An 18,990-nucleotide genomic window follows, 5' to 3' on the forward strand; every position below is an offset into this window, starting at 1 on the left:
TCCGGCTACCGCACGTCCACCTCGGGTTCGCGGCGCAGACCGAGCGGGGCCTGGTCGTGCCGGTCGTCCGGGACGCGCACCTGCTGTCGCTGGCCGACCTCGCCGCCGCGCTGCGCTGGACGACGGCATCGGCGGCGCGGTCGTCCTGGACGGCCGGCTGCGGCGCGGCGCGTCCGGCGGCGCCGGCGAGGTCGGGCTGCTGAAGTTCGGCGGCACCGACTTCTGCCACCTGCTGGACCGGGCCGCCGTCGCCGGCCTCGCCGACGAGCAGGTGGCCGCCTGGATCGCCGAGGCCGCGTTCGCGCTCGTCGCCGTCCTCGACCCCGGGCTCGTCGTGCTCGGCGGCGAACTCGGCCGCTCGGGCGGCGACCGGCTCGCCGGGCTCGTCGCCGACCGGCTCGGCGCCCTCGGCCCGGCCCCCACCGACGTGCGGGCGAGCCGCGTCGAGGGCGACGCCGTGCTGCGCGGCGCGGTGCTGACCGCCCTCGACGTCGTCCGCGACGCCGTGTTCGGTTAGCCCCTTGGCTGGCTGGACCCGTGCCTGGCTGGACCCGTGCCCGGCTGAGCCTGTACAGGGCTACTCCTTGGGCAGGCGTTCGCCGCTGCGGAGCCGGTCGAGGCCGAGCCAGATGAACTCCACCGCCATCTGCTCGGCGCGCTCGCGCGGCGTGTCGGGATGCTCCAGCCACCACGACACCATCGACAGCATCGACCCGTACATCAGCGGGACGAGCAGCCGCGCCCGCCGCTCGTTGACCTCCAGCGCGGCCGGGGACAGCGCCGGGTCGGCGCGGCGGCGGCGCAGCAGCAGGTCGGCGAACGCGGTGCCGAGCCGGTCGCGCAGCTCCCGCAGCTCCAGCCCGACCTCCGGCTTGTCGAGGTGCCGGACGACCACCGCCCACGCGTCCGGCTCGGCGGTGGCGTAGTCGAACAGCACCCGGATCATCGCCCGGATGCCGTCCGCGGAGCCGTGCGCGGCGAGCACGGCCTCGTTCAGCCGGCCGGTGAGCTCGCCGACGATCGCCTCCGTCACCTCGGCGAACAGCTCCTCCTTGGACGTGAAGTGCTGGTACAGCAGCGCCTTGGACACCTGCGCCGCCCCGGCCACGTGCTCCATCTGGGTCAGGTGGTAGCCGCGCCGGCCGAACTCCGCGAGCGCCACCTGCAGCAGCTGCTCGCGCCGCCGGGCGTACGGCATCCGCCGCCGCACGCCCGCCGTCTCCCCCGTGCCACTGGTCATTTACCGAGATACCTGCCCAGCTCCGCGCGGGCCACTGACCGCACGTGCACCTCGTCCGGGCCGTCGGCGAGGCGCAGCGTGCGCAGCCCCGCCCACATCGCGGCGAGCGGCGTGTCGTCGCTGACCCCGGCGCCGCCGTGCACCTGGATCGCCCTGTCCACGACGTCCAGCGCGACCCGCGGCGCGATCACCTTGATGGCCGCGACCTCCGACCGGGCCGCCTGCACGCCGTGCTTGTCGATCAGCCAGGCGGTCTTCAGGGTGAGCAGCCGGGCCTGCTCGATCGCCATCCGCGACTCGGCGATCTGCTGGCGGACGACGCCCTGCTTGGCCAGCGGGCCGCCGAACGCCACCCGCGACGCCGCGCGCTCGCACATCAGCTCCAGCGCCCGCTCGGCCATCCCGATCGCGCGCATGCAGTGGTGGATGCGGCCGGGGCCGAGCCGCGCCTGCGCGATCGCGAAGCCGCCGCCCTCCTCGCCGACGAGGTTCTCCACCGGCACCCGGACGTCGGTGAAGGTGATCTCGCAGTGGCCGTGCTGGTCGGAGTAGCCGAACACGGGCAGCGGCCGGACGACCTCCACCCCCGGCGCGTCGAGCGGCACCAGCACCATCGACTGCTGCCGGTACGGGTGGCCGTCCGGGTCGGTCTTGCCCATCACGATCATGATCTTGCAGCGCGGGTCGGCGGAGCCGCTGATCCACCACTTGCGGCCGTTGATGACGTAGTGGTCGCCGTCGCGCTCGATGCGGGTGGAGATGTTGGTGGCGTCGGAGCTCGCGACGTCCGGCTCGGTCATCGCGAACGCGCTGCGGATCTCGCCGTCCAGCAGCGGCCGCAGCCAGGTCTCCTTCTGCTCGGGCGTGCCGAACAGGTGCAGGACCTCCATGTTGCCGGTGTCGGGCGCGGCGCAGTTGGTGGCCTCGGGCGCGAGGCTGGGGGAGCGGCCCGTCACCTCGGCGAGGGACGCGTAGTCGGTGACGCTCAGGCCGTGCGCCGGGTCCTCGCTGTCGGGCAGGAACAGGTTCCACAGGCCGCGCTTGCGCGCCTCGACCTTGAGGTCCTCGACGACCGGTGGGACGGTGTGCTCCTGCCCGGCCGCGCGGAGCTCCGCCCGCTGCGCGGCGTAGACCGGCTCGGCCGGGTAGACGTGGCTGTCCATGAAGTCCTGGAGGCGGCCGAGGTACTCCTGGGCCCGCTCGCTCAAACCGAAGTCCATTCCGCTAGAGTAACTGACGAGTCAGTTACTTCGGGAGGGAGTCCCCATGGCAGCCTTCGACGGCACCGGCAAGGTCGCGCTGATCACGGGCGGATCCAACGGCATCGGGGCCGCGGTGGCGCGCCGGCTCGCCGGCGCCGGCGCCCGCGTCGTCGTCGCGGACGTCGACGCCGACGCCGGGACCGAACTCGCGAAGGAGCTGGACGGCGCGTTCGTCCGCTGCGACGTCCGCGAGCCCGCCGACAGCGAGGCCGCGGTCGCCGTCGCCGTCGAGCGGTTCGGCGGCCTCGACGTGGCGTTCCTCAACGCCGGCGTCGCCGGCGGCGGGGGAGTGGGCGACGACTTCGACCTCGCCGCCTACCGGCGCGCCATGGGCATCAACCTCGACGGCGTCGTGTTCGGCGCGCACGCCGCCCTGCCCGCCCTGCGCGCCCGCGGCGGCGGCGACATCATCGCCACCGCCAGCATGGCGGCGCTCACCGCGACCCCGTTCGACCCGGTGTACGGCGCCAACAAGGCCGCCGTCGTCGGGCTCGTCCGCGCCCTCGGCCCCACGTTCGCCGCGGAGGGCATCCGGGTGAACGCCCTGTGCCCCTCGTTCGCCGACACCGACATCCTCGTGCCGCTGAAGGGGCATCTCCAGGAGACCGGGTTCCCGATCCTGGACGTCGCCGACGTCGTCGAGGCGTTCATGCGGATCATGGAGGCCGACGGCGCGGGCGAAGCCTGGTACGTGGTGCCGGGCCGCCCGTCCGAGCCGTTCACGTTCCGCGGCGTCCCAGGCCCCCGCTGAGCCGCCCGCCCGACACCGACAGGAGAGACATGCGCGCGATCCAGATCACCGAGTTCGGCGGGCCCGAGGTCCTCACCGTCACCGAGCTGCCCGAGCCGACCGCCGGCCCCGGGCACCTGCTCGTCGACGTCGCCCGGGCCGGCGTCAACTACGCCGACACCCACCAGGCGGAGAACAGCTACCTGTCGGCGTCCACGCTGCCGATGGTGCCCGGCGGCGAGGTCGTCGGCACCACCCCGGACGGCCGCCGCGTCGTCGCGCTCGTCGGCACCGGCGGCTACGCCGAGAAGGCCGTCGCGTCCGAGGCGCTGGCCTGGGAGGTCCCCGACGGCATCGACGACGTCACCGCCCTCGGCATGATCGTCCAGGGCGCGTCCGCGTGGGTGCTGCTGCGCCGCAGCGTCCACCTCGCGCCGGGCGAGTCCGTCGTCGTGCATGCCGCCGCCGGCGGCGTCGGCACGCTCGCCGTCCAGCTCGCCAAGGCGTGGGGCGCCGGCCGGGTCATCGCCACCGCCTCCTCGGCGGACAAGCGCGCCCTCGCCCTCGACCTCGGCGCCGACGTCGCCATCGACGCCAACGAGCCCGACCTCAAGGCCGCGCTCATCGACGCCAACGGCGGCCGCCGCGTCGACACCGTCCTGGAGATGACGGGCGGCGAGGTCACCGACCAGAGCCTGCGCGCCCTCGCCCCCTTCGGCCGCCTCGCCTTCTACGGGATGGCGTCGCGCAAGGAGCCCTCGCCCGTCCGCCCCGCCACGCTCATGGCGCACTCCACCACGATCTCCGGCATGTGGCTCGCGCACGTCTTCCAGCTGCCCGGCGACGTGATGCGCACCGCGCTGGAGGAGCTGTTCGGCCTCGTCGCCGACGGCCGGCTCCGCGTGGTCGGCGGCGGCGAGTACGGGCTCACCGAGGCCAGGCGGGCGCACGAGGACCTGCGGGCCCGCCGCACCACCGGCAAGCTCGTCCTGGACCCCTCGCGCTGACCCGCCGCCGCTACCCCACCAGGCCGTTCTCGTAGGCGTACACGACGGCCTGGGTGCGGTCGCGCAGCGCCAGCTTCGTCAGCACGTGCCCGACATGCGTCTTGATCGTCTGCTCGGCCAGCACCAGCTCGGCCGCGATCTCGGCGTTGGACAGCCCGCGCGCCATGAGCCGCAGCACGTCCAGCTCCCGCGGCGTCAGCCCCGCGGTCGCCTGCGGGCTCGGCCGCTGGTGCCGGCGCCGGCGCGCGAAGTCGCCGATCAGCCGCCGGGTGATGGACGGGGCGAGCAGCGCGTCGCCCGCCGCCACCACCCGCACCCCGTTCACCAGGTCGGCGGCCGACGCGTCCTTCAGCAGGAACCCGCTGGCGCCCGCGCCGAGCGCCTCGTAGACGTACTCGTCCAGGTCGAACGTGGTCAGCACCAGCACCTTCGGCCGCGCGTCCGCCGGGTCGGCCGCCGGATCCGGCGGCCCGACCAGCTCGGCGGTGGCGGCGAGGCCGTCCATCTCCGGCATCCGGATGTCCATCACGATGACGTCCGGATCGAGCGCGCGGCCGAGCTCCACCGCCTCGCGGCCGTTGCCCGCCTGCCCGACCACCTCGATCCCCGGATCGGAGGACAGCAGCGCCGCGAGCCCGTCGCGGATCATCACCTGGTCGTCGGCGATCAGCACCCGAATCGTCACGCCGCAAGCCTACGGCCGGCGATCACCTGTTTTCTGGGGGACGACCCCCAGACCCCCGGAAGGGGCGGACTGACCGTCGCCCTCCGCTCCGCTGGCGCTCCGCTCCGGGCGCCGGTCAGTCCGCGTCTCCGTACGGCAATTCGGCGGTGACGGACCAGCCGTCGGCGCGGGGGCCGGCGTCCAGGCTGCCGCCCAGCATCGTGACGCGCTCGCGCATCCCGACCAGGCCGTGGCCGCCGCCCTGCGACTCCTCCGGCGTGCTGCGGGCCCCGTCGTCGGTGACCGTCACCGACAGCGCCTCGGCGCCGTACTTCACCTCGACGTGCACCTGGGAGCCCGGCGCGTACCGGGACGCGTTGCTCAGCGACTCCTGCACGATCCGGTACGCCGACAGGTCGACGCCCGCGTTCAGCGGGCGCGGCATCCCGACCACGACCGTGGCGACCGACAGCCCGGCGCGGCGGGCGGCGGCGACGAGGTCGTCCAGCCGCTCCAGGCCGGGCTGCGGGGCGCGCTCGGCGCCCTCGTCGTCGGCGCGCAGCAGCCCGACGACGCGGCGCGTCTCGGTGAGCGCCTCGCGCGCCGCGTCCCGCACCACCCCGAACGTCTGCCGGGCCGCGTCCGGCAGGTCGGGGATCTTGTAGGGGGCCGCCTCCGCCTGCATCGCGATCACCGACATGTGGTGCGCGACGACGTCGTGCAGCTCGCGGGCGATGCGGGCGCGCTCCTCCAGCACCGCCTGCCGGGCCAGGTCCTGCCGGTGCTGCTCCTCGCGGCGGCGCAGCTCCTCCACCGCGGAGTGCCGCCCGCCGACCGCGTCCCCGAACGTCAGCGCCAGCACCGCGATGCCCGCGAGGATCATGCCGAACCAGCCGGGCATCCCGAACAGCACGGCGGGCACCAGCACGCCGGCGACCGTCACCGCGCCGACGCCGACCGTCGTCTGCCGGTCCGCGCCGACGCCGGTGAAGAACAGGATGACGACGAGCGCGAGGATCGCGGTGACCGGCCACGGCATGAAGCCCGCGCCGTGCCGGACGAACACCGTCAGCAGCAGCCCGGCCGCCGCGACCCGCCAGGCGGCGAGCGGCCACCGCACCGCGAAGATCAGCGGCGCCCCCTGCAGCACCCCGAGCGGCCATGCCAGCCCGGGGTCGACGTGGTACCCCGAGATCGCGATCGCGATGGAGCCCGCGGTGAAGCCGATCGTCAGCGCGGCGAGCAGGGCCAGGATCGGCACCCGCAGCGGCATGGGCGCGGGCAGCAGGGTGACGGGCGGGCCGTCCCCGCCGGGCAGCAGGGCGGCGCGGACCCCGGCGGCCAGCCGGGTGCGGCCGGCGGAGGCGGCGCGGTCTGAGTCGTTCATTTGACCGGAAGCCTAGAACCCGCGCCGACCGGACCGCCTGACCCCCGGGAGGGAGATCCGATCCGCCCCTCCGGTATCAGCCTGAACTGCGCCGTCGTCCGCGTGCGATCTTGCGGTGACCGGGCCCGGCGGCGGAGACTGCGGGCATGACCGATCTCAGCCACCCGATCTTCGCCCGGCTCTACCCGCGGCTGGACGCGGGCTGCGCCAAGGCGGGCGGGACCGCGCACCGCGCCGAGCTGCTCGCCGGCGCGTCCGGCCGCGTGCTGGAGGTCGGCGCCGGATACGGGGCCAACTTCGCGCACTACCCGCCCGAGGTGACCGAGGTGGTCGCGATCGAACCGGAGCCGCGGCTGCGCGCCCAGGCCGACCGCGCCGCCGCGCGGGCGCCCGTGCCCGTCACGGTGCGCCCCGGCCTCGCCGAGGACCTCGACCTGGACGACGCCTCCTTCGACGTCGCGGTGGCCTCGCTCGTGCTGTGCTCGGTGCGCGACCCCGTCCGCGCGCTGGCCGAGCTGAGGCGCGTCCTGCGGCCGGGCGGCGAGCTGCGCTACTACGAGCACGTCCGGGGGAGGACGCCGGGCAAGACGCGGTTCCAGCGGTACGCCGACGTCCTGTGGCCGTTCTTCGCCGCCGGCTGCCACGTGTCCCGCCCGACGGACGAGTGGATCGCCGGATCGGGCTTCACCGTCCGGACCGAGCGGCACTTCGAGTTCCCCGAGGGAGGCCGCGGGAACCCCGCCTCACCGCACGTGCTCGGCGTCGCCGTGCGCGACTGAGGAACGGGCAGATCCCCGCATAAGGTCGATCTCCCGGGGAAGATCAGGGCGCATGACCACGACCGGCAGCGCACCGCGACCCTCGGACGACCCGGAGCGGGACGGCCCCTCGCACGCCACGGCCACCGCCGTGCTGCTCGCCGGCGCCGCCGCCCTCGGCGGCTTCCTGTTCGGCTACGACTCCTCGGTGATCAACGGGACCGTCGACGCGCTCAAGGACCGGTTCGAGCTGAGCGGCTTCGCGGTCGGGTTCGTCGTGTCCGCCGCGCTGCTCGGCTGCGCCGTCGGCGCCTGGTTCGCCGGGCCGATCGGCGACCGGATCGGCCGCGTCCGGGTGATGCTGCTCGCCTCCGTGCTGTTCGTCATCAGCTCGATCGGGTCGGCGCTGGCCTTCAGCGCGGTCGACCTGACCGCCTGGCGGCTGGTCGGCGGCCTCGCCATCGGCGCCGCGTCGGTGATCGCGCCCGCCTACATCGCCGAGATCGCGCCCGCCGAGCTGCGCGGCCGGCTCGGCTCGCTGCAGCAGATGGCGATCGTCCTCGGCATCTTCGCGGCCCTCGTCGTCGACTACGTCATCGCGCGGGTGTCGGACGGCGGCGCCACTGGAACGTTCCCCTGGGGCGGCGACGCGTGGCGCTGGATGTTCGCCAGCGCCGTCGTGCCCGCCGTCATGTACGGCGTGATCGCCACGACCATCCCCGAGTCGCCCCGCTACCTGGTCAAGAAGCACCAGACCGCGCGCGCCCGCGAGGTGCTCCGGCGGGTCATGGGGCACGGCGACGTGGACCTGAAGATCAGGGAGATCGTCCGGTCGATCGCCGAGGACCGGCCCGTCCACCTGCGGGACCTGCGCGGCCACCGGCTCGGGCTGCTGCCGATCGTGTGGGTCGGCATCCTGCTGTCGGTCTTCCAGCAGTTCGTCGGCATCAACGTGATCTTCTACTACTCGTCGTCGCTGTGGCAGGCGGTCGGGTTCTCCGAGGACGACGCGATGCTCACCTCGGTGATCAACTCGCTGGTGAACGTCGGGTTCACGCTGGTCGCGATCGCCCTGGTCGACCGCATCGGGCGGCGGCCGCTGCTGCTCGGCGGCGCCACCGGCATGGCGCTGTCCCTCGGCACCCTCACCGTCTGCTTCGCCACCGCCCCGGTGGTGGACGGGCAGCCCAACCTCGGCGACGTCGCCGGGCCCGTCGCGCTCGTCGCCGCCAACGTCTTCGTCGCCTCGTTCGCCGCGACCTGGGGCCCGGTCGTGTGGGTGATGCTCGGCGAGATGTTCAACAACTTCATCCGCGCGTCCGCGCTCGCCGTCGCCGCCGCCGCGCAGTGGATCGCCAACTGGGTGGTCACCACCACGTTCCCCGGCATCTCCGGCTTCTCGCTCGGCCTCGCCTACGGCCTCTACACCCTGTTCTCCGTCCTCGCGATCCTGTTCGTGATCCGCGCCGTCCCCGAGACGAAGGGCCGCGAACTGGAGGACATGGACAAGCTCGCCGCCCCGAGGGCGCGCGCATGACCGCGCCCCTCGGTTACAGTGGTGGCATGCCGCACGTCAGCATCGAGACGACGACGCCGGGTCACTCCCGGCACCGCGGCATGCACTGACCTTGCACGCGGAAGGGCCCCGGGAGCGATCCCCGGGGCCCTTCCGCTTTCCGGGGACGCCGCGGGCCCTCCACGACGAGAGGAGACCCGATGGAACCGGATGAGTCCGGCGCGGACGCCGAGTCGATAGCATCGGAACCCGCTGATCCCAGACCACCATCGCGAGGAGTACCCGTGTCCACCGTGCCCGAACTGCGCATCAGACTCGACGGCGGCGAGCGGGCGGTACCGGCGGGCACCACCGCGGGCGAGGCGCTGGACGCCGACGGCCGCACCGTGATCGCCGCCCGGGTCAACGGCGAGCTGCGCGACCTCGCCGCCGGGCTGGCCGACGGCGACGCCGTCGAGCCCGTCGAGATCGGCTCCGCCGACGGCCGCGCGATCATGCGGCACTCCGCCGCGCACGTGATGGCGCAGGCCGTCCAGGAGCTGTTCCCCGAGGCGAGGCTCGGCATCGGCCCGCCGGTCGAGAACGGCTTCTACTACGACTTCGACGTCGCCGAGCCGTTCACCCCCGAGGACCTCAAGCGCATCGAGAAGCGGATGCGCGAGATCGTCAAGCAGGGCCAGCGGTTCGCCCGCCGCCCCGTCTCCGACGACGACGCGCGCGCCGAGCTGGCCGCCGAGCCCTACAAGCTGGAGCTGATCGGCCTGAAGGGCTCCGGCCCGGTCGGGGACGCCGCGGACGGCGCCGACGTCGAGGTGGGCGGCGGCGAGCTGACCATCTACGACAACCTCGACGCCAAGTCCGGCGAGCTGCGCTGGAAGGACCTGTGCCGCGGCCCGCACCTGCCGTCCACCCGCGTCATCCCCGCGTTCAAGCTGATGCGCTCCGGCGGCGCCTACTGGCGCGGCAGCGAGAAGAACCCGCAGCTCCAGCGGATCTACGGCACCGCGTGGGAGTCCCGCGACAAGCAGGACGAGTACCTGAGGTTCCTCGAGGAGGCCGAGAAGCGCGACCACCGCCGGCTCGGCGCCGAACTCGACCTGTTCTCCTTCCCGCCGGAGCTCGGCAGCGGCCTGCCGGTCTTCCACCCCAAGGGCGGCATCATCCGCAAGGAGATGGAGGACTACATGCGCCGCCGGCAGCAGGAGGCCGGCTACGAGTTCGTCAACACCCCGCACATCACCAAGTCGTCGCTGTTCGAGACCTCCGGCCACCTGCCGTACTACGGCGAGGACATGTTCCCGCCCTTCGAGGTCGACGACGTCGAGTACCGCGTCAAGCCGATGAACTGCCCGATGCACAACCTGATCTTCCGGGCGCGGGGCCGCTCCTACCGCGAGCTGCCGCTGCGGCTCTGCGAGTTCGGGTCGGTGTACCGGTACGAGAAGTCGGGCGTGGTGCACGGGCTCACCCGCGTGCGCGGCATGACCCAGGACGACTCGCACATCTACACCACCAAGGAGCAGATGGGCGACGAGATCAAGTCGCTGCTGACCTTCGTGCTCAGCGTCCTGCGCGACTTCGGCCTCTCCGAGTTCTACCTGGAGCTGTCCACCCGCGACGACTCCGACAAGTTCATCGGCGAGGAGGCCGACTGGGCGGAGGCCACCGCGGCGCTGCGCCAGGCGGCCGAGGAGTCCGGGCTGGAGCTCGTGGACGACCCGGGCGGCGCCGCGTTCTACGGCCCGAAGATCTCCGTGCAGGCCAAGGACGCCATCGGCCGGACCTGGCAGCTGTCCACCATCCAGCTCGACTTCAACCAGCCGAAGCGGTTCGGCCTGGAGTACCAGGCGGCGGACGGCACCCGGCAGACCCCGGCGATGATCCACCGGGCGCTGTTCGGGTCGGTGGAGCGCTTCCTCGGCGTGCTCGTCGAGCACTACGCGGGCGCGATGCCGCCGTGGCTGTCGCCGGTGCAGGCCGTCGGCATCCCGATCGGCGACGCGCACGTCCCGCACCTGGAGCGGGTCGCGGCGAAGCTGCGCGAGCGGGGCGTCCGCGTCGAGGTCGACACCTCCTCCGACCGGATGCAGAAGAAGATCCGCAACGCGCAGAAGCAGAAGATCCCCTACATGCTGCTCGCGGGCGACGACGACGTGGCCAAGGACGCCGTGTCGTTCCGGTACCGCAGCGGCGAGCAGAAGAACGGCGTCCCGATCGACGAGGCGGTCGACGAGATCGTCAAGGCCGTCGAGGCCCGCGTCCAGATCTGAGCGCGGGCGTCACCGCACCGGGGCCGCGGGCGCGGGCCCGGTGCGGTGGCGGCGGCTCCGGCGGCGGGCGGCTCCGGCTCCGGTGACGGCGGGGTGCGGGCCGCCCGGAGTTGGTAGCCTCTTCGATCAATTGCCACGACGGGGAGACGGCGGAGATGAAGTCCAGGAGACCGGCGCGGCGGGGCCGGCCGCCCCGGCTCTGGGGCCGGATCGCGGGCTACGGCGGCACGCTGGCGCTCGTCGCCGCCGCCGTCGCCGTGCTGCTCCAGCCGCTGATGGACGACGGGAAGAAGAGCGCGGCGGGCGCGCAGGGCCCGGTGAGCCCGTCCGCGTCGGCCGTCCCGGGGCAGGCCGGTGTCCCGGGCGCCCCGGGGGCGTCGGCGACGCCGACCAATCCGGTGCCGCAGCAGAACGGCGGCGGCCGGCCGTATCCGACCGCCGGGACCGGCGGGCAGGGCGGCGGCCCTACGATCCCCGAGCAGAACACCGGCGACACCCTCGACTGGTGCCCCGACGGGACGGGCCTCTACCGCGTCACGTCCGCCGGGGTGAACGTGCTCGTCACCGTCTCCGCCAGCGGGCTGATCCGGGCCGAGCTCGTGCTGCGGGGGCGGGCGCCGAAGTCGCAGCAGGCGACCGCGAGCGCGGGCCGGCCGCACACCTTCTACTTCGCCGGCGTCTCTGGGGGCCTCGTCGAACGCGTGAAGGTCACGACCGTGTCGGTCGGCGGCGGCATGCAGAGCTGCTACGCGCGGGGCGTCTGACCCGCCCCGCCGCGGCCCCGTGACGGCGCGGCCGGCATCCGGACGTCCGTCACGGACACGTTGACCGCCGCCACCCGCGAGCCGAGCATCAGGCCCGCGATCCGCGCCACGTTGCCCTGCACCATCGCGGCGACGTCCTTGATCACCGTGCCGTACTCGACCGCGATGGCGACGTCGACGGTGGCCTCCTCGTCGCCCACGGCGACGCGCGCGCCCGCCGGGGCGAGGCCGGCGACCCCGGCCACCTCCTGCGCCGCCAGCTCGGCGATCTTCGCCAGCACGGCGTCGTCGATCGTGACGCGGCCCTCCACCGCCACGGTGACGTCGTTGGCGGAGCCGTGCAGCGTCATCGGCGGCGCGGCGGCCGCCCCGGGCGCCGACGGCGGGCCCGCCACTCCGGGTGGCGGCGCCGCCGGGCCGGGCGCCGGTGCGGGTGCCGCCGGTGCGGGCGGGGCCGGCAGCGGGACGCCGGGCGGCGGCACGGTCGTCGCGCGGTCCGGCGCCCCCGGGAAGAACGGTTTCGCGCCGGGGTCCGGCCTCGACTCGCCGCCGCCGCTCTGCCGCCTGTCGAGCCCGGTCATGATCGCTCCCATGGTGAGTTGAGATGACCATGGTGTCGGAGTCACCGGCAAACGTCACGCGCGAACCCGTGCCCTGGAGGGGATCCCGGCTACAGCCCCGGCCGCTTCTCTCTCTATGCTGCTGGTCAGGCCGTGAACAAAAGGAGACCACCGCCTTGACCGCAGAGCCGGAGGAGTCCGTGGTGCAGCAAGGGCGCGAGGACGCGCCCGGGGCCGGCGCCGGGAACGCGCGCACGCCCCGCTTCGAGGAGGAGAGAGGCGGCGCGGGCACGCCCGACAACTTCCAGCGGCTCTGGACCCCGCACCGGATGGCCTACATCAAGGGGGAGGGCAAGCCGAGCGGCGCGGGTGCGGGCGACGGCTGCCCCTTCTGCGAGATCCCCCAGATGGACGACGACGATGGCCTCGTCGTGGCCCGCGGCGAGTCGGTGTTCGCGGTGCTGAACCTCTACCCGTACAACTCCGGGCACCTGATGGTCGTCCCCTACCGGCACGTCGCCGACTACACCGAGCTGGAGGAGCCGGAGTACGTGGAGCTGGCGACGTACACCCAGCGCGCCCTCACCGCGCTGCGCAAGGCCAGCGGCGCGCAGGGCTTCAACGTCGGCATGAACCTCGGCCTCGTCGCGGGCGCCGGGATCGCGGCGCACCTGCACCAGCACGTCGTCCCGCGCTGGGGCGGCGACACCAACTTCATGCCGGTGGTCGGGCACACGCGGGTGCTGCCCCAGCTGCTGCGCGACACCCGCCAGATGCTCGCCGACGCCTGGCCCGTCCAATGACGGGCGCGGCACCCATGGCGGGCGGGGTGGAACCGCCGGTGCTGGTGTTCGACGGCGACTGCGGGTTCTGCACGTCGTCGGCGCGGTTCCTGGAGCGGCGCGTGCCCGTCCGGGCGGCGGTCGTCGCCTGGCAGTTCGCCGACCTGGACGCGCTCGGCACGACGGCTGAGCGGGCCCAGTACGAGGTGCTGTGGGTCGACCGGGCCGGACGGGTCAGCGGCGGCGCCGAGGCCATCGGGCGGATGCTGACGGCCGCCGGCGGCCTGTGGCGGGTGCCCGGCGTGCTCCTGCGGGTTCCGCCGGTGAGCTGGCTCGCGCACGGCGTGTACCGGCTCGTCGCGAACAACCGGCACCGGATGCCCGGCGGGACGGCGGCGTGCATGCTGCCCGCCGACCGGCGTCCCGGCGCCGGGACCTGACCCGGCGCCGGTGCGCCCCCGTCTCAGGCGGCGGTCTCCGCGGCGGGCTCGGCGGCGGGCCTGCCGCCGCCCAGGCGCTCGGGCAGCAGCCCGGTCAGCCGCTCCAGAGGCAGGAACGCCGCGAGCCAGATCGCGTGCGGCAGGAAGTGGATCGTCATCAGCGCGTAGGTGACGACGTGGAAGCCGGCGAAGAACAGCACGAGCGCGTACAGCGGCCGGCCCCGGACGAACAGCATCACCGGAGACAGCGCCTCTGCGAGGAACATGAACCACTGGCTGGCCTTCAGCATCACCGGGTAGTCGATGAAGCTGCGGCCGAGCGGCGTCCCGCGCCGGCTCAGCGCCCACTGGACGGTCGACCCGTTCGGCCACGCCGGGAACCCGCCGATGCGCACCTTCGCCCACGCGGACAGGAAGTACGCCGCGACCACCCCGATCTGGACGCACCTCACCGACCACGCCGACGCCTCGCAGCGCCGCGAGTCGCCGATGCCCGCGCGGCCGACGCTCGGCAGCACGAACAGCGCCACGACGAGCGCCAGGTGGTCGTGGTCGACCTTGCCGTACGACATGCTGATCGTGACCCACCACAGGTACCCGCACGCGGCGACGTAGCCGCTCGCGCGCGGCAGCACCCGCCCGGTCATGGCCACGAGCCCGGCCGCGATGGTCACCACCAGCAGCGTGTACATCGACCACGGCGTGGGCGCGGGCAGGTGCAGCAGGCGGGCGAGCAGCACCGGCTGGTACAGGTCGGCGGGCAGCCGCGCGTGTGACAGCGAACTGCTGGTCAGCAGCAGCATGTCGAACGGCAGGAACACGTAGCCGAGGACCCGCAACCAGGCGATCCGGGCGCGCGGCACCGGCCCGAACCACCAGCGGTCCCACGGGGTGCGGGCCGGTTCGGGGGCGTCCCCGGCGGGCCGCACCGGCCGGGGCGCCTCCGGCGTCGCCGCGGCCGTCACCGGACGTCCCAGACGACGCGGTTCTGCCGCATGGTCGACACGACCTTGCCGCTCTTCAACTTCTTGATCTCCTGCACGACGTAGATCCGGGTGAGCCGGGGCTGCCCGGGGTGGAGCCTGCGCTGCCCGTCGGCGATGCCCTGCAGCAGCGACGGGTCGCGGACGATCCGCGACATCTGCCCTTCGATCTCGGCGCGCTTCATGCCCGTCCCGACGGCGTCGAAGGACAGCTTCACGTGCGCGCCGGCGGCGGTGTCGGCCTCCAGCCAGTAGGAGCTGATCGTGCCGCCGTCGTTCTTCACCGAGAACGCGAACTGCGTCATCGGGCCGAGCGGGAACGCGTCGTTGCTCCCGTACGCGCTGGTGTAGAACAGGGCGCCGACGACCACGGCGCCCGAGAGTGACCGCCAGAGCCGCGCGCGAGGCCCCAGCCGGAGGGCAGGAAGATCCACCCGGCAAGCCTAAAGCCCCGCCCGGCCAGTGCGGGCGGGGCTTTCGGCATGCGCGCGGGCCCGCGCGCGGCGCCCGAACGGGGCGCCGCGCCGCTAGTCGTCGCGGGACTCGGCGGCGACCTTGTCGGCCAGGTGGGCCGGGAGCGGCTCATAGCGCAGGAACGTGCGGTTGAACGTGCCGGTGCCCTGCGACATCGACCGCAGGTCGATCGCGTACCGGACGATCTCCAGCTGCGGCACCTCCGCCTTGATCATGGTGCGGCCGCCCGGCACCGCCTGGGAGCCGAGCACCCGGCCGCGCCGCGAGGTGAGGTCGGACATGATCGGCCCCACGTACTCGTCGGCGATCAGCACCTCCACCTCGTCGACCGGTTCCAGCAGCAGGATCGGCACCTGGCTCGCCGCGTCCTTCAGGGCCAGCGCCCCGGCGGCCTGGAACGCCATGTCGGACGAGTCGACCGAGTGCGCCTTGCCGTCGTGCAGGGTGACCTTGACGTCCACGAGCGGGTACCCGGCGGACACCCCGCGCGCCATCTGCTGCCGGACGCCCTTCTCGACCGACGGGATGAACTGCCGCGGCACCACCCCGCCGACGATCTTGTCGACGAACTCGAAGCCCTCACCGGACGGCAGCGGCTCCACGTCGATGTGGCAGATGCCGTACTGGCCGTGCCCGCCGCTCTGCTTGACGTGCCGGCCGAGCCCCCGGGCCGGCCCGCCGAACGTCTCGCGCAGCGGGACGCGCAGCTCCACCCGGTCGACCTCGACGCCGTACCGGGTCTTGAGCCGGTCGATGAGCACGTCGGCGTGGGCCTCGCCCATGCACCACAGCACCAGCTGCCGCGTCTCGGGGTTGTTCTCCAGGCGGAGCGTCGGGTCCTCGGCGACGAGCCGGCCGAGCGCCTGGCTGAGCTTGTCGTCGTCGGCCTTGGACTTGGCGCGGATCGCCACCGGCAGCAGCGGGTCGGGCATCGACCAGGGCGCCATCAGCAGCGGCGCGCCGGGATCGGAGAGGGTGTCGCCCGTCTCGGCGCGGCTCAGCTTCGCCACCGCGCAGATGTCGCCCGCCGAGCAGGACGCCGCGGTGCGCTGCGTCTTGCCGAGCGGGGAGGTGAGCGCGCCGACCCGCTCGTCGACGTCGTGGTCCTCGTGCCCGCGGTCGGCCATGCCGTGCCCGGACACGTGCACCGTCGTGTCGGGGCGCAGCGTCCCGGAGAACACCCGGACCAGCGAGATCCGGCCCACGTACGGGTCGGACGTGGTCTTGACGACCTCGGCGACCAGCGGGCCCTCCGGGTCGCAGGAGATCGCCTTCGGCGGCCCGCCGCTCACCGCCGTGACCGGGGGGATGCCGTGTTCGAGCGGGGAGGGGAACGCCTGGGTGACGACCTCCAGCAGCTCCAGCATCCCGATGACCGGGCCGGGGTGGTCGCCGTGCGGGACCGACGTCGCGAGGACGGGGTAGAAGCTGCCCCGCGCAACGGCCGTCTCCAGGTCCCCGATGAGCGCCTTGACGTCGATGTCCTCGCCGGACAGGTATCTGTCCATGAGGGTCTCGTCCTCGCTCTCCTGGATGATCCCCTCGATCAGCGACGCGCGCTGCTCGGCGATCTGCTCCAGGTACTCCGGGTCCGGATCGCACTCGGTGCGCCGCCCGGTGGAGTAGTCGAGGCAGCGCTGCGACAGCAGCCCGATCAGGCCCTTCAGCCCGCCGTCCCCGCCGGCCGCGGGGAAGTACAGCGGGGCGACGCCCTCACCGAAGACGTCCTGGCAGGTCATCACGACGTCGTCGAAGTCGCCGCGCTGCTGGTCGATCTTGGTGATGACGACCGCGCGGGGCATCCCCACCGCCGCGCACTCCTCCCACAGCATCCGGGTGAGGCCGTCGATGCCGTCCACCGCCGAGATCACGAACAGCGCCGCGTCGGCGGCGCGCAGCCCGGCCCGCAGGTCGCCGACGAAGTCGGCGTACCCCGGCGTGTCGATGAGGTTGACCTTCACGTCGCCGTGCATGAGCGGGGCGAGCGCCAGGTTCACCGAGCGCTGCTGGCGCACCTCGACCTCGTCGAAGTCGCTGACCGTCGTGCCGTCCTCGACCTTGCCCGCCCGCTGCACCGTGCCCGTCGCGGCGAGCAGCGCCTCCACGAGCGTGGTCTTGCCGGCTCCCGAATGGCCGACCAGCGCGACGTTGCGCACCCTGTCGCACCCGCCGGCCTCCGGTGCCCTGCCGGGGGCTCCCGGGTGGCCTCCCTTGTCCGCCATGACTACCTCCTCGGACGGGTCTCCGCGCGGAGGCCCGCGTGCGGCTTGGGCCCGGCCCGGCGGGCCCGGCCCCGACGTCCGAGTGCGGCGTCCGACCTCGTCCCATCGCGCGTGACCGACGTCACACCCGTACCACCACCCTTTCCCGTGATGGCCGGGACCACAAGGGGGGAACCGCAATCAACCGTCATCTGTCCGGGCCGCCCGGCCCCCAAACCCGGCGCCGACCACGTCTCCGCCCCGGCCGCACTACGATGGGCGCGCTGCGGAGGCCCGCCCCCGGCCGGAGCAGGGCCCGCACCCCGGAGACCACGAGAACGGACGGCGATGCTCAACAAGATCAGGCCCGCGCTGGGGCGCGTCCTCACCCCCGTCGGGCAGACGGTCGCGCGGACCGGAGTGTCGCCCAACGCCATCACCGTCATCGGCACGGTCGGCGTGGCCGCCGGCGCGCTCGTCCTCTTCCCGCGCGGGGAGTTCTTCTGGGGGACGATGGTCATCACCGCGTTCGTCCTGTTCGACATGCTGGACGGCGCGGTCGCCCGGGTCACCGGCAAGATCTCCAAGTTCGGCGCGTTCCTGGACTCCACCATGGACCGCGTCGCCGACGCCGCGATCTTCGCCGGGCTGATGATCGGCCTGTACCGGGACGGCCAGGAGCCGCTCGCCGGGGTCGCGCTGTACTGCCTCGTCGCCGGCGTCGTGGTGTCCTACGCCAAGGCCCGCGCCGAAGGGCTCGGCTACACCTGCAACGTGGGCATCGCCGAGCGCGCCGAGCGCCTCATCGTCGCGCTCGTCGCGGCCGGGTTCGACGGCCTCGGCGTCCCCTTCATCCTCGCCGTCGCCCTGTGGGCGCTCGCCGTGCTGAGCACCGTCACCGTCGGGCAGCGGTTCGCCACGGTGTACGTCCAGGCGAAGGACGCCCCGGCCGTGGACGGCGCCGAGAAGGAGAACGGCGCGGCGAAGACGCCGGAGCCGCGGCCGTGACCACGCCCCGCCGCCGCGGCGGCGCGCCGCCCTCGCTCCGCGACGAGGTGACCGACGCCGTCTACGCGCTGGGCTGGACGGTCGTCCGCAAGATGCCCGAGAGCATGGCCCGGCTGGCCTTCACCGCGATCGCCGACCGCACCTGGCACCGGTACGGGTCCGGGGTGCGGCAGCTGGAGAAGAACCTGTGCCGCGTCCTCGGCAAGGACGCCGTCGACGACGAGGTCCGCGTCCTCAGCAAGAAGGTGCTGCGCTCCTACCTGCGCTACTGGCTGGAGGTCTTCCGGCTGCCCGAGTACGACAAGGCCCGGATCCTCGGCCGGATGCGCGTCACCGGCGAGAAGAAGATCTTCACCAACCTCGACTCCGGGCGCGGCGTGATCCTCGCGCTGCCCCACATGGGCAACTACGAGCACGCGGGCGCGTGGCTCGTGCACTGCGGCTACCCGTTCACCACCGTCGCCGAGCGGCTGGAGCCGGCGTCGCTGTTCGACCGGTTCGTCGAGTTCCGCGAGAGCCTCGGAATGGAGGTCCTCGCCCACCGGGGCGCCTCCGCGTACGGGCGGATGGCGCAGCGGCTGCGCGCCGGGCGGCCGGTCTGCCTCGTCGTCGACCGCGACCTGACCGAGAGCGGCATCGACGTCGAGTTCTTCGGCGCCACCGCCCGGATGCCGGCCGTTTCCGCGGCGCTCGCGGTCCAGACCGGCGCCGCCCTCATTCCCGTGACACTCTGGTACGAGGGGGAGTACTGGGCGGCACGTGTCCACGAGGAGATCCCCGTCCCGGACGCGGGCGCCAGACAGGAGAAGATCCAGGCCATGACCCAGGAGCTGGCGCGCGCCTTCGAGGAGGGCATCGCCGCGCACCCCGAGGACTGGCACATGCTGCAGAAGGTCTGGGTGGACGACCTGCCGGGCCGCCGGGGAGCGGGCGGCGGGGGATGA

20 protein-coding genes are annotated in these 18,990 nt (G+C 73.6%); 12 read left to right on the top strand and 8 right to left on the bottom strand.

From position 1 onward, the window contains the following. The coding region (locus ETD96_RS47505; RefSeq protein ID WP_205719171.1) for a 2-oxo acid dehydrogenase subunit E2 at positions 1-203 on the top strand (203 nt) is incomplete at its 5' end. A gap of 68 nt (positions 204-271) precedes the next feature. After that, positions 272-517: a hypothetical protein gene (locus tag ETD96_RS08825; protein ID WP_138635807.1), complete on the top strand. Its 246-nt coding sequence runs from the start codon at positions 272-274 to the stop codon at positions 515-517. A gap of 60 nt (positions 518-577) precedes the next feature. On the opposite strand, the gene ETD96_RS08830 is transcribed toward ETD96_RS08825, so the two are convergent. Further along, positions 578-1,240: a TetR/AcrR family transcriptional regulator gene (locus ETD96_RS08830; protein ID WP_138635808.1), complete on the bottom strand. Its 663-nt coding sequence runs from the start codon at positions 1,238-1,240 to the stop codon at positions 578-580. Further along, positions 1,237-2,460 carry an acyl-CoA dehydrogenase family protein gene (locus tag ETD96_RS08835; RefSeq protein ID WP_138635809.1) on the bottom strand — a complete coding sequence of 408 codons (1,224 nt, stop codon included), beginning with the start codon at positions 2,458-2,460 and terminating at the stop codon, positions 1,237-1,239. Before ETD96_RS08835 ends, ETD96_RS08830 begins: the two co-directional genes overlap by 4 nt. Before the next feature lie 46 nt (positions 2,461-2,506). On the opposite strand from ETD96_RS08835, the gene ETD96_RS08840 reads away from it, so the two are divergent. Continuing rightward, positions 2,507-3,253: an SDR family oxidoreductase gene (locus tag ETD96_RS08840; RefSeq protein WP_138635810.1), complete on the top strand. Its 747-nt coding sequence runs from the start codon at positions 2,507-2,509 to the stop codon at positions 3,251-3,253. A 29-nt stretch (positions 3,254-3,282) separates the two neighbouring features. Beyond that, on the top strand, positions 3,283-4,239 hold the full coding sequence (locus ETD96_RS08845; protein ID WP_138635811.1) for a quinone oxidoreductase family protein: 957 nt from the start codon (positions 3,283-3,285) through the stop codon (positions 4,237-4,239). Between the two features lie 10 nt (positions 4,240-4,249). On the opposite strand, the gene ETD96_RS08850 is transcribed toward ETD96_RS08845, so the two are convergent. Beyond that, positions 4,250-4,924 (bottom strand): response regulator, encoded by a 675-nt coding sequence (locus ETD96_RS08850; RefSeq protein WP_138635812.1) that lies wholly within the window; start codon positions 4,922-4,924, stop codon positions 4,250-4,252. Positions 4,925-5,039: 115 nt separating this feature from the next. Further along, positions 5,040-6,290, bottom strand: a complete 1,251-nt coding sequence (locus ETD96_RS08855) for a sensor histidine kinase (RefSeq protein WP_138635813.1) — start codon at positions 6,288-6,290, stop codon at positions 5,040-5,042. A gap of 146 nt (positions 6,291-6,436) precedes the next feature. Between ETD96_RS08855 and ETD96_RS08860 the strand changes: the two genes are divergently transcribed. The 4 genes from ETD96_RS08860 (at position 6,437) to ETD96_RS08875 (ending at position 11,598) form a co-directional block, all read left to right on the top strand. Continuing rightward, positions 6,437-7,069: a class I SAM-dependent methyltransferase gene (locus ETD96_RS08860; protein ID WP_138635814.1), complete on the top strand. Its 633-nt coding sequence runs from the start codon at positions 6,437-6,439 to the stop codon at positions 7,067-7,069. Positions 7,070-7,121: 52 nt separating this feature from the next. Then, the gene (locus tag ETD96_RS08865; RefSeq protein WP_138635815.1) at positions 7,122-8,585 is read left to right on the top strand and encodes a sugar porter family MFS transporter; all 1,464 of its coding nucleotides are present in this window, start codon (positions 7,122-7,124) and stop codon (positions 8,583-8,585) included. A gap of 263 nt (positions 8,586-8,848) precedes the next feature. Beyond that, a complete protein-coding gene (thrS, locus tag ETD96_RS08870; protein ID WP_138635816.1) occupies positions 8,849-10,834 on the top strand; it encodes a threonine--tRNA ligase in 1,986 nt (661 codons plus the stop codon). A 155-nt stretch (positions 10,835-10,989) separates the two neighbouring features. Next, on the top strand, positions 10,990-11,598 hold the full coding sequence (locus ETD96_RS08875; protein WP_138635817.1) for a hypothetical protein: 609 nt from the start codon (positions 10,990-10,992) through the stop codon (positions 11,596-11,598). Here ETD96_RS08875 and ETD96_RS08880 read toward each other — a convergent pair. Continuing rightward, a complete protein-coding gene (locus ETD96_RS08880; RefSeq protein ID WP_171068932.1) occupies positions 11,580-12,179 on the bottom strand; it encodes an Asp23/Gls24 family envelope stress response protein in 600 nt (199 codons plus the stop codon). The genes ETD96_RS08875 and ETD96_RS08880 overlap by 19 nt on opposite strands. A gap of 155 nt (positions 12,180-12,334) precedes the next feature. Here ETD96_RS08880 and ETD96_RS08885 point away from each other — a divergent pair, with 155 nt between their 5' ends. Together ETD96_RS08885 and ETD96_RS08890 are read left to right on the top strand one after the other, a co-directional pair. After that, on the top strand, positions 12,335-12,961 hold the full coding sequence (locus tag ETD96_RS08885) for an HIT family protein (protein ID WP_240807404.1): 627 nt from the start codon (positions 12,335-12,337) through the stop codon (positions 12,959-12,961). A 26-nt stretch (positions 12,962-12,987) separates the two neighbouring features. Continuing rightward, the gene (locus ETD96_RS08890; protein ID WP_240807406.1) at positions 12,988-13,380 is read left to right on the top strand and encodes a thiol-disulfide oxidoreductase DCC family protein; all 393 of its coding nucleotides are present in this window, start codon (positions 12,988-12,990) and stop codon (positions 13,378-13,380) included. A gap of 23 nt (positions 13,381-13,403) precedes the next feature. Here ETD96_RS08890 and ETD96_RS08895 read toward each other — a convergent pair whose 3' ends face one another. The 3 genes from ETD96_RS08895 to ETD96_RS08905 form a co-directional block, all read right to left on the bottom strand. Next, complete coding sequence (locus tag ETD96_RS08895) at positions 13,404-14,345, bottom strand: hypothetical protein (RefSeq protein ID WP_138635820.1); 942 nt, start codon at positions 14,343-14,345, stop codon at positions 13,404-13,406. Further along, positions 14,342-14,797, bottom strand: coding sequence for a hypothetical protein (locus ETD96_RS08900; protein ID WP_138635821.1), 456 nt, complete (start codon positions 14,795-14,797; stop codon positions 14,342-14,344). The genes ETD96_RS08895 and ETD96_RS08900 overlap by 4 nt, the downstream gene beginning before the upstream one ends. A gap of 93 nt (positions 14,798-14,890) precedes the next feature. After that, entirely contained in the window at positions 14,891-17,059 is a 2,169-nt protein-coding gene (locus ETD96_RS08905) for an elongation factor G-like protein EF-G2 (RefSeq protein WP_138635822.1), read from the bottom strand. 327 nt (positions 17,060-17,386) lie between these two features. Here ETD96_RS08905 and pgsA point away from each other — a divergent pair, with 327 nt between their 5' ends. Beyond that, positions 17,387-18,046, top strand: a complete 660-nt coding sequence (gene pgsA, locus ETD96_RS08910; RefSeq protein WP_138635823.1) for a phosphatidylinositol phosphate synthase — start codon at positions 17,387-17,389, stop codon at positions 18,044-18,046. After that, the gene (locus ETD96_RS08915) at positions 18,043-18,990 is read left to right on the top strand and encodes a phosphatidylinositol mannoside acyltransferase (RefSeq protein ID WP_138635824.1); all 948 of its coding nucleotides are present in this window, start codon (positions 18,043-18,045) and stop codon (positions 18,988-18,990) included. The genes pgsA and ETD96_RS08915 overlap by 4 nt, the downstream gene beginning before the upstream one ends.

The sequence above is a fragment of the Actinomadura geliboluensis genome, from assembly GCF_005889745.1.
In the GTDB taxonomy this organism is placed as follows: domain Bacteria; phylum Actinomycetota; class Actinomycetes; order Streptosporangiales; family Streptosporangiaceae; genus Spirillospora; species Spirillospora geliboluensis.

Coding starts and splice junctions, on each gene's coding strand:
- ETD96_RS08855 (WP_138635813.1), bottom strand. CDS start 6,290: ATGAACGACTCAGACCGCGCCGCCTCCGCCGGCCGCACCCGGCTGGCC.
- ETD96_RS08835 (WP_138635809.1), bottom strand. CDS start 2,460: ATGGACTTCGGTTTGAGCGAGCGGGCCCAGGAGTACCTCGGCCGCCTC.
- ETD96_RS08865 (WP_138635815.1), top strand. CDS start 7,122: ATGACCACGACCGGCAGCGCACCGCGACCCTCGGACGACCCGGAGCGG.
- ETD96_RS08840 (WP_138635810.1), top strand. CDS start 2,507: ATGGCAGCCTTCGACGGCACCGGCAAGGTCGCGCTGATCACGGGCGGA.
- ETD96_RS08905 (WP_138635822.1), bottom strand. CDS start 17,059: ATGGCGGACAAGGGAGGCCACCCGGGAGCCCCCGGCAGGGCACCGGAG.
- ETD96_RS08830 (WP_138635808.1), bottom strand. CDS start 1,240: ATGACCAGTGGCACGGGGGAGACGGCGGGCGTGCGGCGGCGGATGCCG.
- ETD96_RS08880 (WP_171068932.1), bottom strand. CDS start 12,179: ATGACCGGGCTCGACAGGCGGCAGAGCGGCGGCGGCGAGTCGAGGCCG.
- ETD96_RS08845 (WP_138635811.1), top strand. CDS start 3,283: ATGCGCGCGATCCAGATCACCGAGTTCGGCGGGCCCGAGGTCCTCACC.
- ETD96_RS08860 (WP_138635814.1), top strand. CDS start 6,437: ATGACCGATCTCAGCCACCCGATCTTCGCCCGGCTCTACCCGCGGCTG.
- pgsA (WP_138635823.1), top strand. CDS start 17,387: ATGCTCAACAAGATCAGGCCCGCGCTGGGGCGCGTCCTCACCCCCGTC.
- ETD96_RS08875 (WP_138635817.1), top strand. CDS start 10,990: ATGAAGTCCAGGAGACCGGCGCGGCGGGGCCGGCCGCCCCGGCTCTGG.